This is a genomic window from Devosia insulae DS-56, from assembly GCF_000970465.2.
Lineage (GTDB): Bacteria > Pseudomonadota > Alphaproteobacteria > Rhizobiales > Devosiaceae > Devosia_A > Devosia_A insulae.
In genome coordinates this window covers 1-19614 of record NZ_LAJE02000022.1, presented here as the reverse complement: position 1 = coordinate 19614, position 19614 = coordinate 1, and the positions used below count along the sequence as shown (strand labels likewise).

The following is a 19614-nucleotide window of genomic DNA, read 5'->3' as shown; positions in this document are numbered from 1 at the left end:
CTCCACTGAAGCAATCCGCGCGAGGCGACGACGTCGAAGCCGCCCCTGCCCCACACTTCACTTGCTGATCCAGACTTCGAGGAAGCCCGGCTCGATCAGTCGAGTGGGAGCCAATCGCACCATGCGTCCGGCATTTCTCAGGTCCGTGACAAGCTGCTCGGCCGCAGCACTATCCTCGGCCGAGATCGGGTTGAATCGCACTTCATTTACCCCGACCGCCCGCTCGGTGCGCTCTTCGCCCGGTATCGTCCAGCCAAGCGCCGTAAGCTCGCCGCTGACGGCCTCCGCTTCGGCGCGGGTCATGCCGGCAAACTGGAAGTACACGGTTGCCCGCGGCCGATCGCCGGTCGTTGGTTCAGCAAGGCCAAGATTGCGCTTCAACTGGTTGAGCAGTGAGCGCGTCTGCGGGCCGATCGGGAAGCTCCCCCGCTGCGCCTCGGTCTCGAACGACCTCACATCGCTGCCCACGCTTGCCTGCACCGCAGCCCAATCAGGTTGGCTCCATTTCTCTGCGGGAACTTGCGACAGGACGAACAGCAGGTTGTAGCGGCCGTTAAGCGTCCAGGTCGAACTGGAACGTGTTGCGGCTGAAAGCTGCTCCGCCAGCACTCGCTGGTCGGCTGCACTTGCTGTGTCATTCCGGAAGGCGTCGACCATATCCTGAACGACGACCTGCCGAGTGCTCGCGTCGGGCGCGTCGAGTTCGGCGATGCGCTCGGTGAGCGGCAAGCCGGATGGGCCGGGCAGCGAGGGCTGTACGTTGGCCGCGTCTGCGGCAGCGACCGCCGGTCCGAAGTCGAGCCCGGTCAACGCGGCGATCGTGGCGACTGGAACGCGGTGGATGTCGGGATTGAAGGCCGCGTTGCCCGCCGGCTCATCGCCTTGGGCGCCGAGTTGCTGCACCACGAATGCATCTACAATGAGCGAGGCAGGGTCTCCGGATGTTTGGAGCAGGTCGCGGGATCGGTTGGAGATGGCGATGGCCCAGTAGGCACGCGGCATCTTGGCCCCATTGATTACCGGGTCCTCGTCGTCGAGCACCGGCCCGGCAAATACCGTCACTTGCGAGGCGATGGGGTTGTGTTGGGTCAGGATCCACTGCTGCAGTGCGATCCAGCCGCTTCGATTGAAACCGGCCAGTTGCGGGACCCGATTAGTCCCGACGAGCACAACCCGGTCGAGCCGTCCCTCGAGCGCCTCCGGCGCAGAAAATACCGGCCCCCAGGAGACGAAATCGCGCGGGGCGAGCACTCCAGGCGTAAGCGCCTCTGGTCCGGGGCCGAACCAGCGATCATCGCTCTGGGCCTCGATGGGCACCCTGGAGTCCAGCTTGAACGGCAGGTCGGCGCCCGGCAGGGCCACGCGCCGCTCCCGATTGAGATTGATTGCCGCAAACAGCGCGATGCGCCTCTGTTGGTCGAGCACCAGGCTGTAGTTCACATAGGGAATTGGTGTTCCAGCCTCATAGAGGCCGACGCGCCCCGGCTCGGCCGGCACGGGAAGCGGAACCCCGATGATCGACTGGTCGTAGCCGTTGAGCAGGGAACTGCCGGCGAGTTCGGCGAGCACGTCTGGCTGACGGTCGTAGAGCGCCACCTGCACCCCGGCCGGCAGGCTTGATTTGGTGATCGTCCTGTTCGCGAGGCTGGTCTCGATACTGGCCAGAACCGTCGAGCGGACCTCCGGAGTGAGCCCGTCCAGCGGGAGGGCTCCTGTGCTCACCTTTTCGACAATCGCATCGGTCAGCAGCGCCACCAGCCTGCCGCTCCGCCTCGCGTCATTGTCGCGCGCCTGTTCAGCCGCCACGCGCTGCAGGCGCAGGCCATCGGCCAGTTGGCGTGCCTCAGCAGCACTTGCCTCGGCCGCCACGCGCTGGGTCGCTTCATCTATTGCACTCTGCCGCGCCAGCTCGGCGCTGCGACTTGCCTCGAGATATTGCCACCAGGCAAAGGCCAGGAGCCCGAGGAGGATGACGACGATGATTGCGAGGAAGCCCAGGGTGAGCTGAGTGGTGTCGCGCTGCCGATGCTGGCTGGCTTCCACCAGCTTGCGAATGCCCTCGTCATAGCCAACGAACGCTTCGGCTTCCTCCAGCGCCTTGTCGGTCAGCAGATAGCCCTTCGAGCCCCCACTCTCCTGCCACTGCCGGGCCAGCGCGGCGAGGCGGATATAGGTGCTCTCCTGCTTGGCCTCATCGGGTGCGACGCGTTGCTCCGACGCACCGCGTTGGCCGGGTCCGGGCAGCCATCCGGACGGTGGTGGTGGTGGCGATGGTTCGCTCTGCTGCGCGGCTACGGCTTCGCCGCCCCGCTCCCGCCAATAGCGGATCATGCGCGACAGAGCGCCCCGGTCGAGGTCGTTCGAACTTTGTTCGAGAGCAAGCTCAAGCCGCCGCAACAGCTCGGATATCTGCTGCACGGTGGGTGGATTAGGATCGTGCGCCCGCGCCATCAGGTCAAGATGCATGAACCGCAGCGCGGCCAGGGAATTGGGATCTTCGATGGAAGCCGAAACTGGCCTGGGCTTGGCGACCATCAAAGCCTCCTCAGCAACTGATCGAGTGGCGTGCTGACACCGTGCAGGGACGTGCAGTTCTGCTTGAGCGCGGTGTCGACTTCGACGAACTGGTTGAGCGCTACGTCGCGGTAGGCTTCCAGTGCGAGCACCAGGTCGTCATCGGCGAGCTCGGTGGTCACGCGCTGTTGCATGGCCTTCACGCACTCTGCCATCTCCACCCGCCATTGCTCGGTGTCGTTCTGGTCCAGCAGCGTATCCATGCCCTGGCTCAAGGCGCGCCACAGCCTGGTGGCCCTGGGGGGAATTGCGGCGCCGGTCGACAAGACCAGGTCGGACAACTCTTCGATGCGGTTGTCCGCTTCCTGCCAAAGCCTGTGTCGCATGACGCGGTCAAGCAGCAGGGAGGATAGTTTTGTCATGGCGCTGCAGGCATCGACGATATCGGGCGAAGCGGGATCGTCCGCATCGAGGGCGTCGGCGATGACCATCAGGATGTCCGGCACCTCGTGAAGCCGCATCGACGTCACGGTCTCGAAGATGCGCCCGTCCATATGCGCCGTCGCCCCCCTGAGGATCGCGCGCAGACTATCGAACGCCGCGCGTGCATCATCTGAGTCGCCGGCGTTCACGGCGGCTTCGAGCACCTTCATGCCGTCTTCGAAATCCTGGAGCCAATCGCGCTCCGGCATTTGCAGGTTCGGATCAAGGCCATCGAGCCACGCGGGGGTCTGCTTGAGCAGACGCTGCAGGCGCTGCAAATGCCCCTTGAGCAGCAGGCCCTGCGCGGGGTCGGCGATGTTTTGAGCCGCAATCCGCAATTGGCGGCCGCTGCCGCTGAGCACCTGCTGCTTCTGCAGCCGATCATGCATCTCCTTATAGACCAACAGGGTCTTTATCGCCGTGCTGACTTTCTCGAGCCGCCCCTTGGCCGCGACGAGGGCGGCGAGAACATCTTCTGGCAGGGCGCCAGCAGCCTCGATGCCGCGGACAGTTCGCTCTATGTCGATATCGACGTCATCGGGCGGGCGGTCAGGGTTGCGGGCCTTCTCCACGCGGTAGGCCTGCACGAGCGGCTCCGCCGTGGGTTCGGCGGCCAGCACGACATCGAGCAGCGCGTCCTCGCCTTGCCGTGGCCGCACATAAGAGAAAATGCTGTACCAGGCCTCCCGAGGCGCGCCGCTCAAATCCACTGCCTCGGGGTCAAAGCCTGCCTCGCGGATCAGCTCCTTCTGCCGCACCTTGGTGGGAAACAGCTGTGCCAGGCTGCGAACGAGGTCGCCGAAAGCGCTCATCGTTCACCTTGCTGGGCGCCTGGCCCGACCTGCGGAGCATCGGGCCCAGCATCGGGCTGCGGCGGGTCGGCCAGCCCGGCAATGACTAGGTCGATGGCGATCCCCTCGTTGCGGAAATAGGTGGTCTTGGTGCTGGCTTTGGGTTCGGTCAGCCAGCCGCCGCTATGGTGCAGCGCGACAACGTTCCAGCCCATATCGAAGACCGGCGAGCCGGACGAGCCGGGCAGCGTATCGGTCAGATACTGCACGCGTCCGTCCCCGACGAAAACCACGACATTGGCCGAGAATGCGATCTGCTTGGGCCCGCCCCCGGCATGCTGGATGATGTTGACGTGATCGCCCTTGGCGATCGTGGCCGGAATAAGCTCGAGCGCCGGCCAGCGGGCGCTCGGCGTACCCTTGATGCGTACCGCGGTCCAGTCGTCCGCCTTCGAGGTCCGGAAAAAACTGTCCGGATCGAGCGAAAGCGCCTCGACCTCGGCGCTGAGCCCTTCGACCGTGCCCTGGTAGTTGAACTGCGCGACGGCGAGCTTTGCCGCCTCGGCGGTGGCGATGACGTGGTTATTGGTGACGAGGATCTCGCCAGTCACGAGGAAACCTGTGCCGGAGCTGCCATCGGGGTATTTGATGCGGACCACGGCCCGCGCCCGCAGCATACCCTTTTCAAGATAGGACACGTCCACCAGGGTGCTGCGCGGGCCGATGATCTTTTCCAGCGAGGGCTGGTCGGCCGCGCCGCGCCAGTCACCGATATCCGGCCCGTCGAGCGGGGGCGGCAGCGCCCTTTGCTTGGCTCGCAGCAGGTCCTCGTTGTCAGGATTGTCGGCCAGCGCCTTATCGAGCAGGGGGTCAATCTTGTCGCGCGGTTCCGCATGCTGAAAGATGCTGGCCCACATGTCGTAGGCGCTGCCATCGAAATCGATGTCGAGTACGGAGAGCCCGGCGTCCTCGGCCAGCGTCGTCGCGGCCTTCCGGCCCGGATAGAGCCGCGCCAGCACCTTGCGCAGGCGCGTCAGCTCCTCTCGACTCCATTTCGACATCCAACCTTCCCCTCAAGATGTCCGCCGACTGCCGTGCACGTTCAGGTTTACTTCGGGACACTGCCCCTGCCCGCGGCGCTTTCAACAGTCACCCAGTCTAGTCCCCTGCCGGCACTGACTTAAGCTACCCTCTCACGCCTTCTGCGCGGTGGCAACAAATGAAAAAAGGCCAGCCACCGAGTAAATTACCTACGATCAATTGTACGGTCTACAACGAGCAGCTGATGGTTGGCGTCGTCGTCAATCATGATGCTGTTCCCGCCAGCAGCAGGGCCTGTCGATGCCGGCGCGGGTGGTGCTGGCCAAGTGCAGCGGCGGCCAATCAAGGCCAGCCAAACTACAAAGTTCCTTGCAGCTGCTGCTTATCCAGGCCGAGTTGAAACAATAGCGCTTCGGCATCGCGACGGCGCTGCAGTCCAGGGAACTTTGGCCCAAGCCGCTTCATGGCAATGATCTGCGCGGGAATGGCCGCGAACTCGCCGCTGGCGAGCAAATCGCGGATGCGCGCGCCCTGGGAGGTAAGGCCCCCCATTCCCATGTTGTAGGCGAGCGAAACCAGGGCGCCGAATGAATCGGCCGGCAGCTCGTCGGCGCGTGGCAGCGCCAGCACGCCGGCAACAAACGGGCGAACCGAAGATCCCAGGAACACGTCGAGCGCATCCTGCCAGGGAATAGTGATCCCCTCTAGATTGTAGCCATCGGGCACATCTCTTCGTCCAACCCAGGGACTTAGGCGAACAAGCATCTCGGCAGGCAGACGCGCCCCCCAGTCCCTCGTGAACTGCTCGGCGGTAACGAAGCCAAGATCGTAACCGATGCCGATGTTGATGCTCCCACGGAACAGGTGCGCCGGCAGATCCTGCCCCTTGGCCGAACCGATCTCAAACGCCACCATCAGATCGATGGCATCTTGCGACAAGAGCTGCCTCGTCTCCTGGACCGAAGGCAAATTGCCGGGGACCTTGGCTTCGTCCAGCACCGGCAACCTAGCCGGCGCAAATGGCGCCTTTGCCAGGTTCACCTTCGTCTCGAGCAGTTCGGACTCCTGCTGGGTCACCTTTCCCTCGAGGGCGGAAATCCGCATGCTGGTCCAGATCGAGTAACCAAGCACGACGACGACCACCAGCGCCACTGCGACGCCGCCCAGGGCGATGCCGCCGGCGCGACCGGTCGGCAAGGGCGACGATGGCTCATGCCGCTGCGCCTTGAGCAGCTCCTGGTTGTCGGGATTGTCGGCGAGGGCCCGCTCGAGCACCGCGTCGATGGTATCGCGCGGCCTGGCGTGGCGCAGGATACTGGCCCACATCGTAAGCGAACTGCCATCGAAATCGATGTCCGCCGCTGTGAGGCCCGCATCTTCAACCAGTGTCATCGCCGCCCGGCGCTCGGGATAGAGCTCGGCAAGCACGCGGCGCAAACGCTCAACCTCCCGGCTGCTCCACTGTGCCATTTGCCCTTCCGACGCCCTGCCCCGCGACAATGAACATCATTATCGGACTGGAGCAACTCGCCCGTGAAGCACGAAGTCTGCCGTTTGCCTTGCACCGGTGAGGCCTGGCACCTGATTCATCGTTCGGAGCGTCGGCTGCCTCACTTGCTGCTCTCGACAGGCAGCGGGCAGAAGGCGCCGAGATTACCCACAGAGGCACAGATTTCGGCGCGCTGTGCGTCACAGGCAGAAGCCAGGTAAGTGCTCAACGGCCGCTCGCCCACCTGGTCGAGATCGCTGTAGTATTTGTCCAACGCCGGATAGTACATGTGGTGGAAGTCCCACATCTGCTTGTACATCGGCCCGCAGGTCATGCCGGAGAGGCAGCGGCCCCCGTTCACGCAGTCGCCCATCTCCTCGTAGTATTTGTCGATGGTCAGGATCGTGGTCTTCAGGTCGTTATCCTCGATGAGCGGCACCAGTGCCGTGTCATGGTCGATTGAGCCGGCATTGATGCCCTCGGTGTATTGGAGCCCGGCATCAGTGGTCCCGAAATCAGTCTCCCTCACATCGGCGGCCACATAGACTGCGTCCGAGAACCGCAACAGCTGCTGGTAGGTGATCGAAAGCCGGATCCCGAAATACCCCGCGCTCGCCAACAGCGCGAACAAGGCTGCAAATCCGAGGAAGCGCCCCGGGCGATAGGCGATTGCACGTAAGGCAGCGCTCGCGAACCATGACACCTGCGTCCACCATCCCACCTTTGACCGCAGCACCCGCCTGATGTGCCACAAGGGATAGCTCAGCACCGTTTGCTGGTGCGGGCCGGCTGTGGCTTGCACTGCCGACGTCTGGATGGCGACGACAGCTCCCTGTTGGGCGGAGTACACACCGCTGCCGCTGAAGCCCAGGTCCCCTGCCTCCTGCGATTGGTACTGGAACAGCCGGTTACCGGCTGTCCCGCCGACATCCAGCCCGCCCGTAAAAGTGCCCTTTGCCGAACTTTGGTCGACCATCATCTGGCCATAGCCGCGCAGTTCCAGTGCTCCCCTGACCCTCTGGGGAAAGGCCACGGCCGTATAGGCACACCGAGCCGAACCGGCGACAGTGAAGATGGCATAGTCCGTGCCGCTCGCTTCGTCGTAGTCATGCTGTTTCAGCATGATCTCGCACAACTGCCCATCTGCCGTTCGAATGACGTAGCTGTCCCCCTCCTCGTGTCCGATCACGAACGCATGGCCCGCAGTCACGAAGACCCCGTCTGGCGACACGGCAATGGCGGTGCCGACGATGTCCTGGCTCGGTAGCCGCAGCACCGGCACCGTGGCGGCTTGCAGTTCGCTCTCGATGCCTTGCCAGAAGGACACGGCCACTACTTTCGCCGTGGACAGCAACCGGTATTCCGACCTGAGCAACAGGCGGACCGGATTTCGATAAAGCACTGGTTGCGCCGAAATATTTCGTCAGGCTTCACCACATCCAGGCCGTCGACGGCAAAATCGCTGACGACGATCAGGCCGGGGTCGATGACTTCGGGGGCAGCTTGTCCGGCAGTCATATCGCCGTTCAGGAACTCCGCCACCGCGCCCATCGCTATGGTCGAGACCTTGTCGGCGCCGGGGGCCAGCAACGTCGCACCGAACAGCCCATCCCTCACGTCGAACACGCCATCGCATCCGGTGCCCATCGAGGCGATTGTCAGGTCCCTGCCGCCCTTGAACTCGGGCACAATCGGATTGGCAATGATGACGGATTTGGCGTTCGTGCAATCGCCGAACTCAAGGTCGAAAAGCGGGCCGTCGCCAGGCTCGACTTGCCGGCCGTCGCACAGCGTATTCTGGTCTACGCCAAGGGCCGAGGCGACAACCCCCTTGAACGGCTCCGCATCGGATGCAATTGCAATCTGGTTGCCTTGGCCGTTGGCCGCCTTCAACCAGGTGCCCAGTTTGGCCGCTCCAGCCGACCAATCCGCCTTGATCGACACATCGGCTTGGGGAAGTGGGTCCCCAGTACCGACATCTACGATCAGCATGCCTTTCTCTCGTGCGCTCTGCAGGACCCCGCTCAGGCTGTTTGCGTCGATCGGAGCAATGACGATCGCCTTGACGCCGTTATTTATCGCCGTTTCAATTTCCGAGGCCTGCATGCCGGCATTGTCTCTCGCATTGCCTTCCAGAAGCTCGTAGCCGCTTTGTTCAGCATTGGCGTTTGCCGCGCCAATCATGGTCTGGAAGTACGAATCTGCATTGTTCGGCAGACTCCAGAAGATCTTCGATGGCTCTTGCGCCCGCGTCGGGACAGCGATGATCGACAGCACGATCAACGCAGCGATTCTGAACAAACGCCCCCACATAGCCACCCCCTTTTTACACCACGACGTTGTTTACTACCGATTTACTTTTGCGAACAGCCCGTCGCACTGCAGATTTTTTGCGATCCACAGTATTTCCTGCCATCACGGCAGCAGATAGCCCTTGTAGCCGGCCTCCGGGTCCAGCTTGTCGGGGGCCGGTTGGCCCGACAGCGTGGCATAAGTCGGGTAGTCGACCAGTTCGACGGTTGCGCCTGCCGGCGCGTAGTGGCCCACCTCCGCGATCAGCAGCAGTCTGGCCAGCGACACCGAGGCCGCGGGGCCCGTGCGGGTGAAGGGCAAGAGGCCTGCTTCGCCCTCGCGCCGCCATCCCGGTATTGTGAGCGCGTGCGGCAGGAGGAACTGCTCCTTTACGCCGTAACCATCGCCCGGGACCGGCGTGAGGCGCAACCGCAACGCCATTCCCGCCTCATCCCAGAGTCCGATCCAGAAGGCCTCATCGGCATCGACCGGCAGCACAAATCGCCGCTCGACCATTGCAACCGGAAGCGCGCCGAGGCTCTGTGGCGGGTCGCCCTCTGGCAGCCCGGCAGCGGGCAGAACGAACCGCTGGAACGAAACCACCAGCGTGCCGAACACGAGCTGCGGAAAGTTGGGTGTTACGGTCCAGCCCGCCGGATCAGGCATCACGCCTGTTCAATACTGCAATCCTCTGGGTGCGCACTGTCACCACTTCCCTCCCGCCGCTAGCGCCCGACGCTTCGTAGCGCGGCGATCGCCGACTGCGGCAGTTGCAGCATGCGCCCGCGATCACGGCTCAGCTCAGCGACGGGCGGCGCTCCTCCGGCCGCCTCTGCGCCGACCTCCGGCATGGCCATCGCGGCCTCCAGCGCGCCACCGGTCCCAGCTCTGGGGATGCTTGTTGGCACTGTCTGGCGTCGGCCGGGAACAACGCTGGGCGTGGCCTCCAGCGCCATCTCCATCTCGTCGACCGGCGCGGGGGGGATTGCAGCCTGCTCCGGCTTGGCGGAGCGCTTGTGCACCTTGCCGAAGGCTGCTTCGACCAGCGCAGTCTCGTATGTCTTGCGTACCTTGTCACCCACCGACCACACCAGGAACGGCGGCACCGGGGCCTGCGCCACCTGGCGCTTCCACAGCTCTACCGGCACGAGCTGCGAATTGGTGTAGCTGGCCTCGACCAGCAGGCGCCAGCTGCGCTCGAACAGCGGCGGCACGAGCACAGGCCTCGTTCGGCGCAACGCCGGGTCGGGACAAGCCAGCGATAACGCCTCGACATCCGGATGATCCTCGCCGACCAGCCGCCTGAGCCGCTTGATCACCTTGTTGAGCACCTCGAAGTCGGCGCCCGCCGTACCGGTTTCGCGCCCCAGCAGCAACAGGTGGACGCCCAGGATGCCCGCCAGCGGATTGTCGAACTTGCCGGTCAGCAGATGCTGCACTTCGCTGTCGAGCAGCGGCCGCTCGTCGGCCAGCGCAACGCGGGCTTTCTCGATCGTCTCGTCCTCGCCCAGCCCCCATTGCTGCCCGATCTTTCGCAGCAGCAGCGACACGCGTGGACGGCTGTCCTGCTCCTTGCGCCGCAGCAGGTAAGCCTCGAGCCGCCAGCCGGCGGTGACGACCAGGGCCTGCTCCAGCGTGTGCCCATCGAATGGGTGGCGCAAATAGTAGGTACCGGGCGCAACGCTCAGGCGGCACAGCGCGAACGGGTCGCCGTTGGTCGAATGCTGGCCGGTGGTCGAGAGGTCGACGATCGTCACACCGTCCTTATCGACCAGCCTCACCCCTTTCCAGGGTTCACTCGTTGCCGAGTTGCCGCTGGCCGACCAGTTGCGCGCCATGATCATCAGCTCGGCACCGCTGCCGAACACCTTGTGGTAGCGCTTGCTGCCCTTGTCGTGCACTGCCGCCTGCGCAGCGTCGGATTGGTACTCGTGCGAATTCGCGGCGTTGCGGAACGGCACCGCCGTGGCGAGCTGCGGCGTCGCCACCTCGACCTGCATCGCGGCGCCGATCAGGATATTGGTGGCAGGGCCATCCGCCTTGGGATTCTGCCGGGTGTGGCGATCGAGCAGCACGACCTGGGGCACGAGGTCGCGTCCGACCCGGACCACGCTCTTGTAGATGCCGGCTGGCAACCTGGCGCTGAGGGTGCCAGCATTGGCCATCAAAGTCTCGAAATCGGCGGCGACGATCGAGATTTCGGCGTTCTTGACGCCGATCTCGAAGTCGAACATGTCGGCGGCGGCGGCCTCGATGACTTTCGGGCCCTGCTCCGCCACCACCACGGTTTCGTCGCGCACGATCTCAAAACCCTGCCGATAGCCGGAATCGGGGACCTCGACTACATACAGACCCGCCGGCAGCTTGCGCACTATCCGGGCCTTTGCCTGGAATGCCTCCGCGCGGGGCGGCGTCCCCGACCAGAGCCGAACCGGCTTGTCGACGGCGTCAGTTGGAAACTTCAACGTCACCTTGAACTGCAGCGGGGCGACGCCAGTGGCAAACACCAGAGCTGCATCCTCGGCCACGATCTCGGGTTGCTTGGACACATCGGTATCCGCCCGATCGGCGGGCGTCAGCCAGGGGTAGACGGCGTTGCGCAGCCAGTTCGCCATGCTGTGACCATTGACGATGCCATAGCGGTTTGCCGCCGCCCCCTCGAGCCCCTTCAGAAAGGCCCAGGTGAACACGCCATGGAACTTGCCCTTATCGGAGGGGATCGCCACTTCGACTGCCTTCAGTGGCCGCTGCGCGGCGAGGGCGACGAAGGTCGCAAAGGGCGGTTCGCTGTCGACATATGGCACCACCGGCGCCGGCATCGGCGTTGCCACCAGCACCCGGTTCATGCAGCAATCCATCAACAGCACGTATTCACGGAAATAGTTGGCGTCCTGCAGCCACTCCAGCCAGTTGCTCACCCCGATATTGGCGTTGACCTGGGTGGGGCTGGCATTGCCGGCCAACAGGCACCCCTGCCGCATCACCGGCGAGAAGCCGTGCCCGGCAATGTAGATGTAGAGCCGGCGGCCAACCTTGCGCCCGTTGCCCTTGTTCGCATTTTTGAGCCCCCGCGCGTCGAGCCAGACCATGGCTTTGTCGAGCTGGTCACGCGTTGGCCGTGCTGCCTTCGGCTGCTGCGCCGAAGACGCGGCAAACCACATGTTCTTGGCGTCGATCCCGCCCTTGGTCAGCAGCCAATCGCGCACCGCCTCGGCATCGTTCACCGGCCCGCGCAGATCGGCGGGCGGGTCGGTGAACCTGGGGTAGTTCGATAGCCCGATGACGATGGCGTAGTGCTCGTTCACAACCGGCCCGGATAGACGTTACGGATCAAGCTCTTGTCGGTAGGCGAAAGGACCGAATTCAGCCCCGCCGAAGTACCGTCCAAGGTCCAGGCCTTGGGGATTGGGTACATCATGATCGACTTGGGATCGACGTCGCTCGCGATGACATCTGTCTTGGGGTAAAACTTGAACATGTTGTTCTGGATCTTGGCGTCGTCCCAGTTGTTCGGCGGCCCGCTGAGGTCCTTCTTCACCGCCGGCTTGTTCCACTTGATGCCGCCCTGGGGGTTCTGGTGCTCGTGGATCAGTCCGATGGCGTGGCCGAACTCATGCAGCACGACGCGGCGCACCTCGTCGTCCTTGGACGCATCGGTGAGCCAGCCGTAGTTCATCGTCGGCCGCGACTTATCGATGCTCCGGCACTGCGTGCCCAGGTACGACCACGACCCCTTGCCCGGTTCGAACGCGATGCGGATATCGGTCGGCCCCTCGTTGCGCAGCTCGAAGTTGATATTGGCGATCTTGGTCCACTCGTTGGCCACGTCCATCACGCGTTTCTGCAGCTTCTTGGAGCCACCGAGGAAGCTGACGGTGATCTTGGCACCCAGTTCCCACTTGGCCCCGCGCAGCACTGCGGCACGGTGGAAGCTGAGCGCCGACTTGTCCTCGGGCTTGACCGTCTCGGGCACCATGCAGACGCAGAAGTGCTCCTCGTTCACCTCTTCGGCGGGCATCATCATCTCCATTAACTGTGGGGGTTCGTCCTCGGGTAGTTCCTCGATATCGGCCAGGTGCTTGTCGACCTCGGCCGTGGTGTCCGGGCCGCTCCAGGTGGCCTCGGCCTGGCGCTTGCTGCCGCTGCCGCTCACCACGACATCGACGAAGCCGAGCTCGGAGAGCTTCGCAGCAACCTGGTGGTTGCCGACCAGTTGCTCGAGCCCCTCGAGCCGCACCGTCGCGCGATAGCGGTGGCCCTGGCGCACGGTGAACATGGCTTCGCCGGCGGCCGCGGCCTCCATCATCGGCTCGAGATCGCTCTGCCAGTCGAACGCGCCCTCCTCGGCCAGCACGTAGACAAAGGCCTTGGCCTGCCAGCCCTGCCCTGTCCAATCGCGCCCATTGGGCCCGGTGCCGCCATGCGACTCCATGGTCTTGCCGCGCCAGACCAGCGCCACATGGCCGATCTTGCTCGGTGAATCCTGCGGCCTGAGGAAGGCGATGCGCACGAAGTCGTCGTGCTGGCCCGCCGCCGCGATCGTCGACTTGGTGAAGCCGTGGTCGCGAATCCAGTCGTGCTGCACCACCGAGCCATCCGGGAAATTGACCTTCGGGGTGGTTGCAAGCCGGATCGCCTCGCGCACGAAGCCGCTGCAGTCGACCTGGGTGAAGTCCTTGCCCGGTTTGGCGCCATGGAACGGCACCTTCTTGCCCAGGCCATAGCTGACGCGAGGCGACGAGGTCATGCAGGCCTTGAGGAAGCCGAGCGCGCGGGCCACGTCGAAATTGACGCTCGGCACGCTCGCCGCCATCGCCATCGCATCGGCCGGCGCCTCGATCGCCGCGGGGGCGCCGAGGTTGGTGAGCATACTCGCCAGTTCGAGCCCGGCAGTCTCACTGACCTCCAAGTCGGCCCGAGGGGAGGCGGGATCGTCGTCGTACTTCGCCTTTTTGGGCATGGCCGTCCTCTGTGTTCGTGGTCACTTTTCGGCTGCATCGCGACGTAGCGGCGCGGCGCGCCACCCCGCGTCGCGCTAGATCTCTATCGAAGTCACGACCTACGGCCTGCCGCCGATGTTTGCATTCCACCAACGGTCATGCATCGCATACGTCATTGCCGCCCGGCAGCATTGCACAGTATTCGGATCATCTCAACTACACATCCAACCGCGCAAGAACTCAACATCCTGCTGTCGCATGTACTATGCGACGCAATGGGTTAGCTCGCCGTCGCCAGTTCTGAACGACGACTTTCGCCGATCTTTCTGCATATTGATTTTACGAGAACCGTAGAGCAAACAATAGCAAGCCTTCACGATGCTTGGTCGGGTCGTCCAGTTGCGTGGGTTGCGAGGTCAGACATGGCGCTTCAAAAAACCGTTGCCGGCGACGACTCGGTGACCGATCCGTCGCGAACCTGGGCAACCATGGCCCCCCGCGTCTGTCGCATCGAGGCGCCGCGGGGCACCAGCCTCGGGACCGGCTTCCTGGTCGGACCGGACCTGGTGATGACCAACCAACATGTGATTGACCAGATCGACGATCCGACCCAAGCGGTCTTCAGGTTCGACTTTCAGGTTGACGACAACCAGCGCATCAACATCTCGCGCGAATACTATCTGGCCGACAAAGGCTGGCGCCTGGCGCAATCGCCGGCGAGCGAACTCGACTACAAGTCGGACCCCCTGCTCGATCCTGGCCTCTCTCACCTCGATTACGCCCTGGTGCGGATTTCCGCCGATGCTGCTTACGATCAGGTTGGCGGCTCGGCCAACGCGCCTCGGCTCCGCGGCTGGATCAACATGCCGCCTCCCGATGTCGAGCCCAGGAACGGCGGAGCGCTGACACTGCTGGGGCACCCGGTCGGCGCGCCGCTGCGTGAGGAGCGAAGCAGCCAGTCGATCGTCTCGATGACCCCGAGCGGCGCCCGCCTGCGGCATCGGACACGCTCTTTTCCCGGCTCGTCCGGTTCGCCCTGTTTCGATGAACACTGGACATTGATCGCCGTCCATCACGCCGGCGATCCGGCGAAGGAGCCGACCTACAATTCCGCCATACCAGCCAAGGCAATCGTCGCGGACCTGGTCGCCAAAGCCGTCTCGCTGCCGGTCTATGTCAGCCAGGAGTGGCCACTGACCATCGCGCTGCCCAACCGCATCGACTTTCGTGGCCGCGCCGATCCCGGTGCGACCAACTGGACCAAGGACGCCTTGATGGTGAGCCTGCTGCCCCTCGCCGTTTCCGCTTCGCGACCCGCGAACCAGCGGATCACGCTGAAGCGTTCCAGCCTGCGCCTGCCCCAACTGCCGCACGGCTCGGCCTTCCACTGGGGCTGGTTCGTCGACCTCGCTGATTTCGGCGACGGGTGGCTCGGTCATGTGGCCGCGGTCATTCCCACCCCGATTTCGCACCAGGATTCACTGGTGCGGGAAACCATGTATCGCCCGCAGTCCGAACGCGATTTCATGAGCTGGGCCGGCTTCGTCGACTTCGTCCGACAGATGCCCGACCGCAAGCTCCTCGTGGAAATCACGCACGAGTTTGACGTCGGCATCGTGCGCGACACTTACGAAATCGCCACCGACTCGGTGCGCGAGCTGTTCGCCATCGGCGACAAGAACGAATTGAGTTTCGTCAGATTTATTCAACCAGATGTCATCGGCCGCGCCGGTGATTTCGACAGGAGTTCGAGATGAGCATCAGGGGAATAGCCTGGTTTGTCGGCCTGCTTCTGCTGGTCTGCACCCCCGCACTGGCCGATGACAAACCGTGTCCGAAGCCTATCCTTTCGGAATGTCCCAAGCCCGCTGGCATGCCGAACGAAGGCAGCACGATCGGGCTGATCCTCAACGAAAATGCCAGTGCCTATGCGGCGGCGCTGATCGCAGGCGCGACTGAGTTCGCTGACGAACACAAACTGCAACTCAAGCCGGCAGCAGGCAACGCAGCGGTGCAGGCGCAAGCCATCGACGACCTGATTACTGCTCAAGCTTTCGGCTTTGCTGTCCAGTCCGCCGACCTTGAGGCGTTGAAGCCGGCCATAGATAAGGCACGTGGTGCGGGCTTGACGGTGATCAGTCTCGACAGTGCCGTCCCCGACGATCTGTCCGAGCTCCCAAGGATTGCCATCGACGACAACTTAGACGGCCTGCAGGCGGGCGAAGCTATGGTCAAGGCGCTGCCCAATGGCGGCAAGTGCATGGGCTTTGTCGGCTTCTCCAGCGCGACGAACGCCCGGCAACGCATCGACGGCTTCAAGCAGGCCGTCGACGGCAAGGGCATCGATCTGGTTGACGTGCTCAGCGACGACGTCGACTTCACCAGAGCCCGTACCAATGTCGACGATGTGTTGGTCGCCAACCCCGACATCACCTGCATGGTTGGGTTCTATTCCTACAACGCGCCCAAGATCCACGAGGCACTGCAGGCCGCCGGCAAGCTCGGTCAAATCACCGTCGTTGGCTTCGACGACGATCCTGTGACGCTCAGCGCGGTCAAGGACGGCTCGTTTGCGTCGACAATCGTGCAGCAACCCTCCCAGCTCGGCTATTGGTCCATGATGCTGATGGCCAGCCAGCGCTTCGGAGATACCTCCGGCACGATGTTCAACGAACTGATCTTGCACCCTCTAGTGGTGAACAAAGAGAATGCCCCTTAGCTGAGAACGACCCGCAACACGCGGGGGGTGCCTTGATGTTCGGCTCGGCGCGCCCCCGTGGTGTCGGCTGCCGTTTCAGTCGGGAGGGGAAATTCAGGTCACCACCGGCGCTTGAGCGCCTTTTGGATCAATAATTCAACAAATTGGCCGCGTCTCCTGCCGTCGTCCAGCAACAGTTCGCGCGTCCCCGGCGCTACGTATAACGCCAGATTGCTGTCACCATACACACTCGACAGCGCCCCACGCGGAAAATAGTATCCCATTATAGATACTCTACTTTGCGGCGGAGTGACTGTGGGCGCTTTGGAAGTCGGCGTGAATCCGTTATCGCAGCTGCTGCCGGCCGATGAGCTGGCCCGGCGCGTCGAGGAGCGCACCAGTTGGACCTGCGCCGTTTCCATCGGCGACAAGGGCGGCGGCACCGGCCTGTTGGTGAGCCGCAATGTCGTGCTCACCAACTATCACGTCATCCTGCCGCTGCTGCGCCAGCCGCAGCTCGCGCGCGTCTCGAGCTGCCGCTTCGATTTCGTCGAAGACCCCGAGACCGGCGATACGCTGGAGGGGGTGCGGGTGCCGTTCGCGGAGCGCTGGGAGGGCCCGTCGCGTCCGTTCAGCCCGGCCGATGAGACCGGCGCCGATATCGGCTTCAAGCCGGATGAGCTGGATTTTGCCCTGATCTACCTGGCCGAGCCGATCGGCGAGGCGCCGGTGGCGCGCGGGTCGTATCGGCGCAGCTCGCGCGGCTGGTTGCCGCTGCCATCCGAGCCGCCTTTGCCGCGGGTCGGCGCGCCGCTCTTCATCTGGCAGCACCCGGCCGTGCCCGAGAGCCTGATGACCAGCAAGCTCGTGGTGATGCCGCAGAAATCGGCCCAGGGTGCGGTATTGTCGGTGCTCGAGGCCGGGCTGCGCCTGCGCCACGATGTGACGACCTTTCACGGCTCGTCCGGTGCCGCCTGCTACGATGCCAACCTCGACCTCGTGGCGCTGCACCACGCCGGCGACCCCAAGCTCGACGCCAACAGGCTGGGCAAGTGGAACCAGGCGGTGCCGATGCGGGCTATCGTCGCTTACCTCAAGCGCGAGCATCAGGACCTCATCGGCGTCGTCCCGCCGGCGCCATCTCGCCTCATGCCCGTCACCCTGCCCAATGACCGCACCACGCAGGAAAGCGACATGATCGAAAAGCGGATCCGCGCCGCGACCATCCTGATGGACCGCGACAGTGACGAGGATGGCATCGCCTGGGCGCGCGACAAGCAGAACGGCCCTCCGGGCATCGTCCATGTGCTCGCCTGCCGCCACATCGACAGCCATCGCAACTTCCTCGAGCGCCTGGTGCGGCTGTCGCTGGCGGCACAGGATGAGGGCATCGAGATCCGGCAGACGCGAGAGCAGGCGTTCCTGCGCGCCGCCGCGGTCGGCATCTCGGGCGAGGCGTGGCAGCGGGTCAGCCTGACCTGGCCGCCGGCCAAGGAGACGCCGGAGCGGGCGCTGCAACTGATGCGCCGCGACCTCCAGGGCATCGCCGCATCGAAGCATCGCACCGCGGTCGATATCGCCGTCGATATCGGCAGCGCCAGCGTCGGCCGCGAAAAGCAGCTGGTGCCGGGCTTGGCCCAGTTCTGCGCCAGTATCGCCAGCGCCGACCGGATGCAGGTCTTCATCGTCTACTACGATCGCCAGGCCACGGCGCCTCAGAACGACAAGACGCTCGAGCGGCGGAAGCAACTGGTCCGCATGTGGACGCCGGAGAACCGGCCGCCCGGCGGCGGCGTCTGCCTGCACCTCGGCGATATCGACAGCTTCGATCTGGGCGGCTGGTGCCGCACGGTGCAGGGCTTGTGGCAGGGTGACGAGGGCACTTTCATCGACGAGGTGGAGGCGGTGTTCAGCACCGGCAAGCTGCCGATGCTGGAGGCCGAGCGCGGCGTGACGCCGATCCTCAGGCGCAACCTGACAGGATCGGCATAGGAGGCAGTTTATGTGGTTCGAAAGCTTTTCGCGCAGCGCCAGCGGCACGACCGACAGCGAGATCGTCGAGAATGGCAGGCCCGTCCCGGACAAGGGGCGCAACTACGTTTTCACCGACGAGCTGATCGCGGCGGTCGATGTCGCTGTCGGGCTCGGCCGCCCGCTGCTGGTGTCGGGGGAGCCGGGCTGCGGCAAGACCGAACTGGGCTATGCCGTCGCCCGCCGCATGGGCATCCCGCGCCTGCACTTCTTTTCGACCAAGTCGAACTCGGAATCGCGCGACCTGTTCTACACCTATGACGCACTGAGCCGCTTCCGCGACGCCCAGGCCCCGGTTGGCGCGACCAAGCAGGCCGCCGACGTCGCCGACTATGTCGAGTTCCAGGCGCTTGGCCGCGCCATCCTCGATGCGCACGACAAAGCCGAGGTCGCCCACCTGTTGCGCGGGCGTCGCGCCTATCAGCATGCCGGCCAGCCTGAGCGTTCGGTGGTGATCATCGACGAGATCGACAAGGCGTCGCGCGATTTCCCCAACGACCTCTTGCGCGAGATCGAAGACCTCAGCTTTGCGGTGCCGGAGATGGGCAGCGGGCGCGATGGCAGCGAGACCCCCGAGACGCCGGGCAGCATCCCGGCCGCCCGCAAGCCCGTCATCATCATCACCTCCAACGAGGAGCGCCAGCTGCCCGACGCGTTCCTGCGCCGTTGCGTCTTCCACGAGATCGCCTTTCCGAGCGATGACGTGCTGGGAAAGATCATCGCCAGCGGCCTCGACCGGCGGCTGCCCAAGGCCGGCGGGACATTTTCGCTGCCCGAGCCAGAGCGCCAGTTGCTGACCTCGCTGCTCGGTAGTTTTCGCGCCCTGCCGCTCGACAAGCGCCCCGGCATTTCCGAGCTCATCGATGCGGCGGCGCTGCTCGCTTACCCGGCCGGCGACCCGCCGCCGCTCGGCGAGCGGCTGCGCCGCACAGTGCCGGCGCTCGCCAAATTGCGGAACGACCGGCAGGCGCTGTCGCAGCTGATCGAAGCCCGGCTGAAGGGCCAATAGCGGGGGCAAGGGATGGCCGGCGAAACCTATCGCTTCGTGCCGACAACGGAGGGGCTCAACGCCTTCTTCCGCCGCTATGAAGCGGAGCGGCAGCGGAGCGGTATCGCCACGGGCCTGGCGCATGTTTCGCCCCAGCAGCGCATCGATACGATCGTCACCATCCTCGGGCTGAACAGTGCCGGGGGTTGGCAGCGCAACGCCGGTGAGGATGGCCAACAGGTCTGGCTCCGCTACCTGACCCCGGTGCTGGCCGAAACCCGGGACTCGGCACTTGCCCTCGCCGCCGCGGCCGACGCCGGGCTGCCCGGCCTGTTCGAGCCGGAAAT

Annotated in this window: 14 protein-coding genes; 5 read left to right on the top strand and 9 right to left on the bottom strand. The window is 64.4% G+C overall.

Going from position 1 to position 19614, the window contains the following annotated elements; genetic code table 11:
* Positions 1 to 57: 57 nt before the first annotated feature.
* The 9 genes from VW23_RS00795 to VW23_RS29260 all read right to left on the bottom strand — a co-directional run bounded on the left by VW23_RS00795 (position 58) and on the right by VW23_RS29260 (position 13570).
* A complete protein-coding gene (locus VW23_RS00795) occupies positions 58 to 2535 on the bottom strand; it encodes a DNA/RNA non-specific endonuclease (RefSeq protein ID WP_069907701.1) in 2478 nt (825 codons plus the stop codon).
* Positions 2535 to 3809 (bottom strand): effector-associated domain EAD1-containing protein, encoded by a 1275-nt coding sequence (locus tag VW23_RS00790; protein ID WP_069907700.1) that lies wholly within the window; start codon positions 3807 to 3809, stop codon positions 2535 to 2537. Before VW23_RS00790 ends, VW23_RS00795 begins: the two co-directional genes overlap by 1 nt.
* Positions 3806 to 4849 (bottom strand): trypsin-like peptidase domain-containing protein, encoded by a 1044-nt coding sequence (locus VW23_RS00785; RefSeq protein ID WP_069907699.1) that lies wholly within the window; start codon positions 4847 to 4849, stop codon positions 3806 to 3808. The genes VW23_RS00790 and VW23_RS00785 overlap by 4 nt, the downstream gene beginning before the upstream one ends.
* Before the next feature lie 337 nt (positions 4850 to 5186).
* Complete coding sequence (locus VW23_RS00780; RefSeq protein ID WP_141728164.1) at positions 5187 to 6299, bottom strand: effector-associated domain EAD1-containing protein; 1113 nt, start codon at positions 6297 to 6299, stop codon at positions 5187 to 5189.
* A 140-nt stretch (positions 6300 to 6439) separates the two neighbouring features.
* Positions 6440 to 7672: a S1 family peptidase gene (locus VW23_RS00775; protein WP_141728163.1), complete on the bottom strand. Its 1233-nt coding sequence runs from the start codon at positions 7670 to 7672 to the stop codon at positions 6440 to 6442.
* Complete coding sequence (locus VW23_RS00770) at positions 7651 to 8619, bottom strand: substrate-binding domain-containing protein (protein ID WP_176730296.1); 969 nt, start codon at positions 8617 to 8619, stop codon at positions 7651 to 7653. Before VW23_RS00770 ends, VW23_RS00775 begins: the two co-directional genes overlap by 22 nt.
* A gap of 114 nt (positions 8620 to 8733) precedes the next feature.
* Positions 8734 to 9276, bottom strand: a complete 543-nt coding sequence (locus VW23_RS00765; protein ID WP_069907695.1) for a hypothetical protein — start codon at positions 9274 to 9276, stop codon at positions 8734 to 8736.
* 59 nt (positions 9277 to 9335) lie between these two features.
* Positions 9336 to 11915, bottom strand: coding sequence for a caspase family protein (locus VW23_RS00760; RefSeq protein ID WP_069907694.1), 2580 nt, complete (start codon positions 11913 to 11915; stop codon positions 9336 to 9338).
* On the bottom strand, positions 11912 to 13570 hold the full coding sequence (locus VW23_RS29260; protein ID WP_201787992.1) for a M12 family metallopeptidase: 1659 nt from the start codon (positions 13568 to 13570) through the stop codon (positions 11912 to 11914). The genes VW23_RS00760 and VW23_RS29260 overlap by 4 nt, the downstream gene beginning before the upstream one ends.
* A 438-nt stretch (positions 13571 to 14008) precedes the next feature.
* Here VW23_RS29260 and VW23_RS00750 point away from each other — a divergent pair, with 438 nt between their 5' ends.
* From VW23_RS00750 to VW23_RS00730, 5 genes are all read left to right on the top strand, one after another.
* Positions 14009 to 15307 carry a trypsin-like serine peptidase gene (locus VW23_RS00750; RefSeq protein ID WP_176730295.1) on the top strand — a complete coding sequence of 433 codons (1299 nt, stop codon included), beginning with the start codon at positions 14009 to 14011 and terminating at the stop codon, positions 15305 to 15307.
* The gene (locus VW23_RS00745) at positions 15304 to 16269 is read left to right on the top strand and encodes a substrate-binding domain-containing protein (RefSeq protein WP_069907692.1); all 966 of its coding nucleotides are present in this window, start codon (positions 15304 to 15306) and stop codon (positions 16267 to 16269) included. Before VW23_RS00750 ends, VW23_RS00745 begins: the two co-directional genes overlap by 4 nt.
* 315 nt (positions 16270 to 16584) lie before the next feature.
* Positions 16585 to 18240 (top strand): trypsin-like serine peptidase, encoded by a 1656-nt coding sequence (locus VW23_RS00740; RefSeq protein WP_176730294.1) that lies wholly within the window; start codon positions 16585 to 16587, stop codon positions 18238 to 18240.
* A 10-nt stretch (positions 18241 to 18250) separates the two neighbouring features.
* Positions 18251 to 19288 carry an AAA family ATPase gene (locus VW23_RS00735; RefSeq protein ID WP_069907690.1) on the top strand — a complete coding sequence of 346 codons (1038 nt, stop codon included), beginning with the start codon at positions 18251 to 18253 and terminating at the stop codon, positions 19286 to 19288.
* Between the two features lie 12 nt (positions 19289 to 19300).
* A partial coding sequence (locus VW23_RS00730; RefSeq protein ID WP_141728162.1) for a hypothetical protein occupies positions 19301 to 19614 on the top strand: 314 nt, incomplete at its 3' end.

Coding starts and splice junctions, on each gene's coding strand:
- VW23_RS00745 (WP_069907692.1), top strand. CDS start 15,304: ATGAGCATCAGGGGAATAGCCTGGTTTGTCGGCCTGCTTCTGCTGGTC.
- VW23_RS00795 (WP_069907701.1), bottom strand. CDS start 2,535: ATGGTCGCCAAGCCCAGGCCAGTTTCGGCTTCCATCGAAGATCCCAAT.
- VW23_RS00780 (WP_141728164.1), bottom strand. CDS start 6,299: ATGGCACAGTGGAGCAGCCGGGAGGTTGAGCGTTTGCGCCGCGTGCTT.
- VW23_RS00785 (WP_069907699.1), bottom strand. CDS start 4,849: ATGTCGAAATGGAGTCGAGAGGAGCTGACGCGCCTGCGCAAGGTGCTG.
- VW23_RS00765 (WP_069907695.1), bottom strand. CDS start 9,276: ATGCCTGATCCGGCGGGCTGGACCGTAACACCCAACTTTCCGCAGCTC.
- VW23_RS29260 (WP_201787992.1), bottom strand. CDS start 13,570: ATGCCCAAAAAGGCGAAGTACGACGACGATCCCGCCTCCCCTCGGGCC.
- VW23_RS00790 (WP_069907700.1), bottom strand. CDS start 3,809: ATGAGCGCTTTCGGCGACCTCGTTCGCAGCCTGGCACAGCTGTTTCCC.
- VW23_RS00735 (WP_069907690.1), top strand. CDS start 18,251: ATGTGGTTCGAAAGCTTTTCGCGCAGCGCCAGCGGCACGACCGACAGC.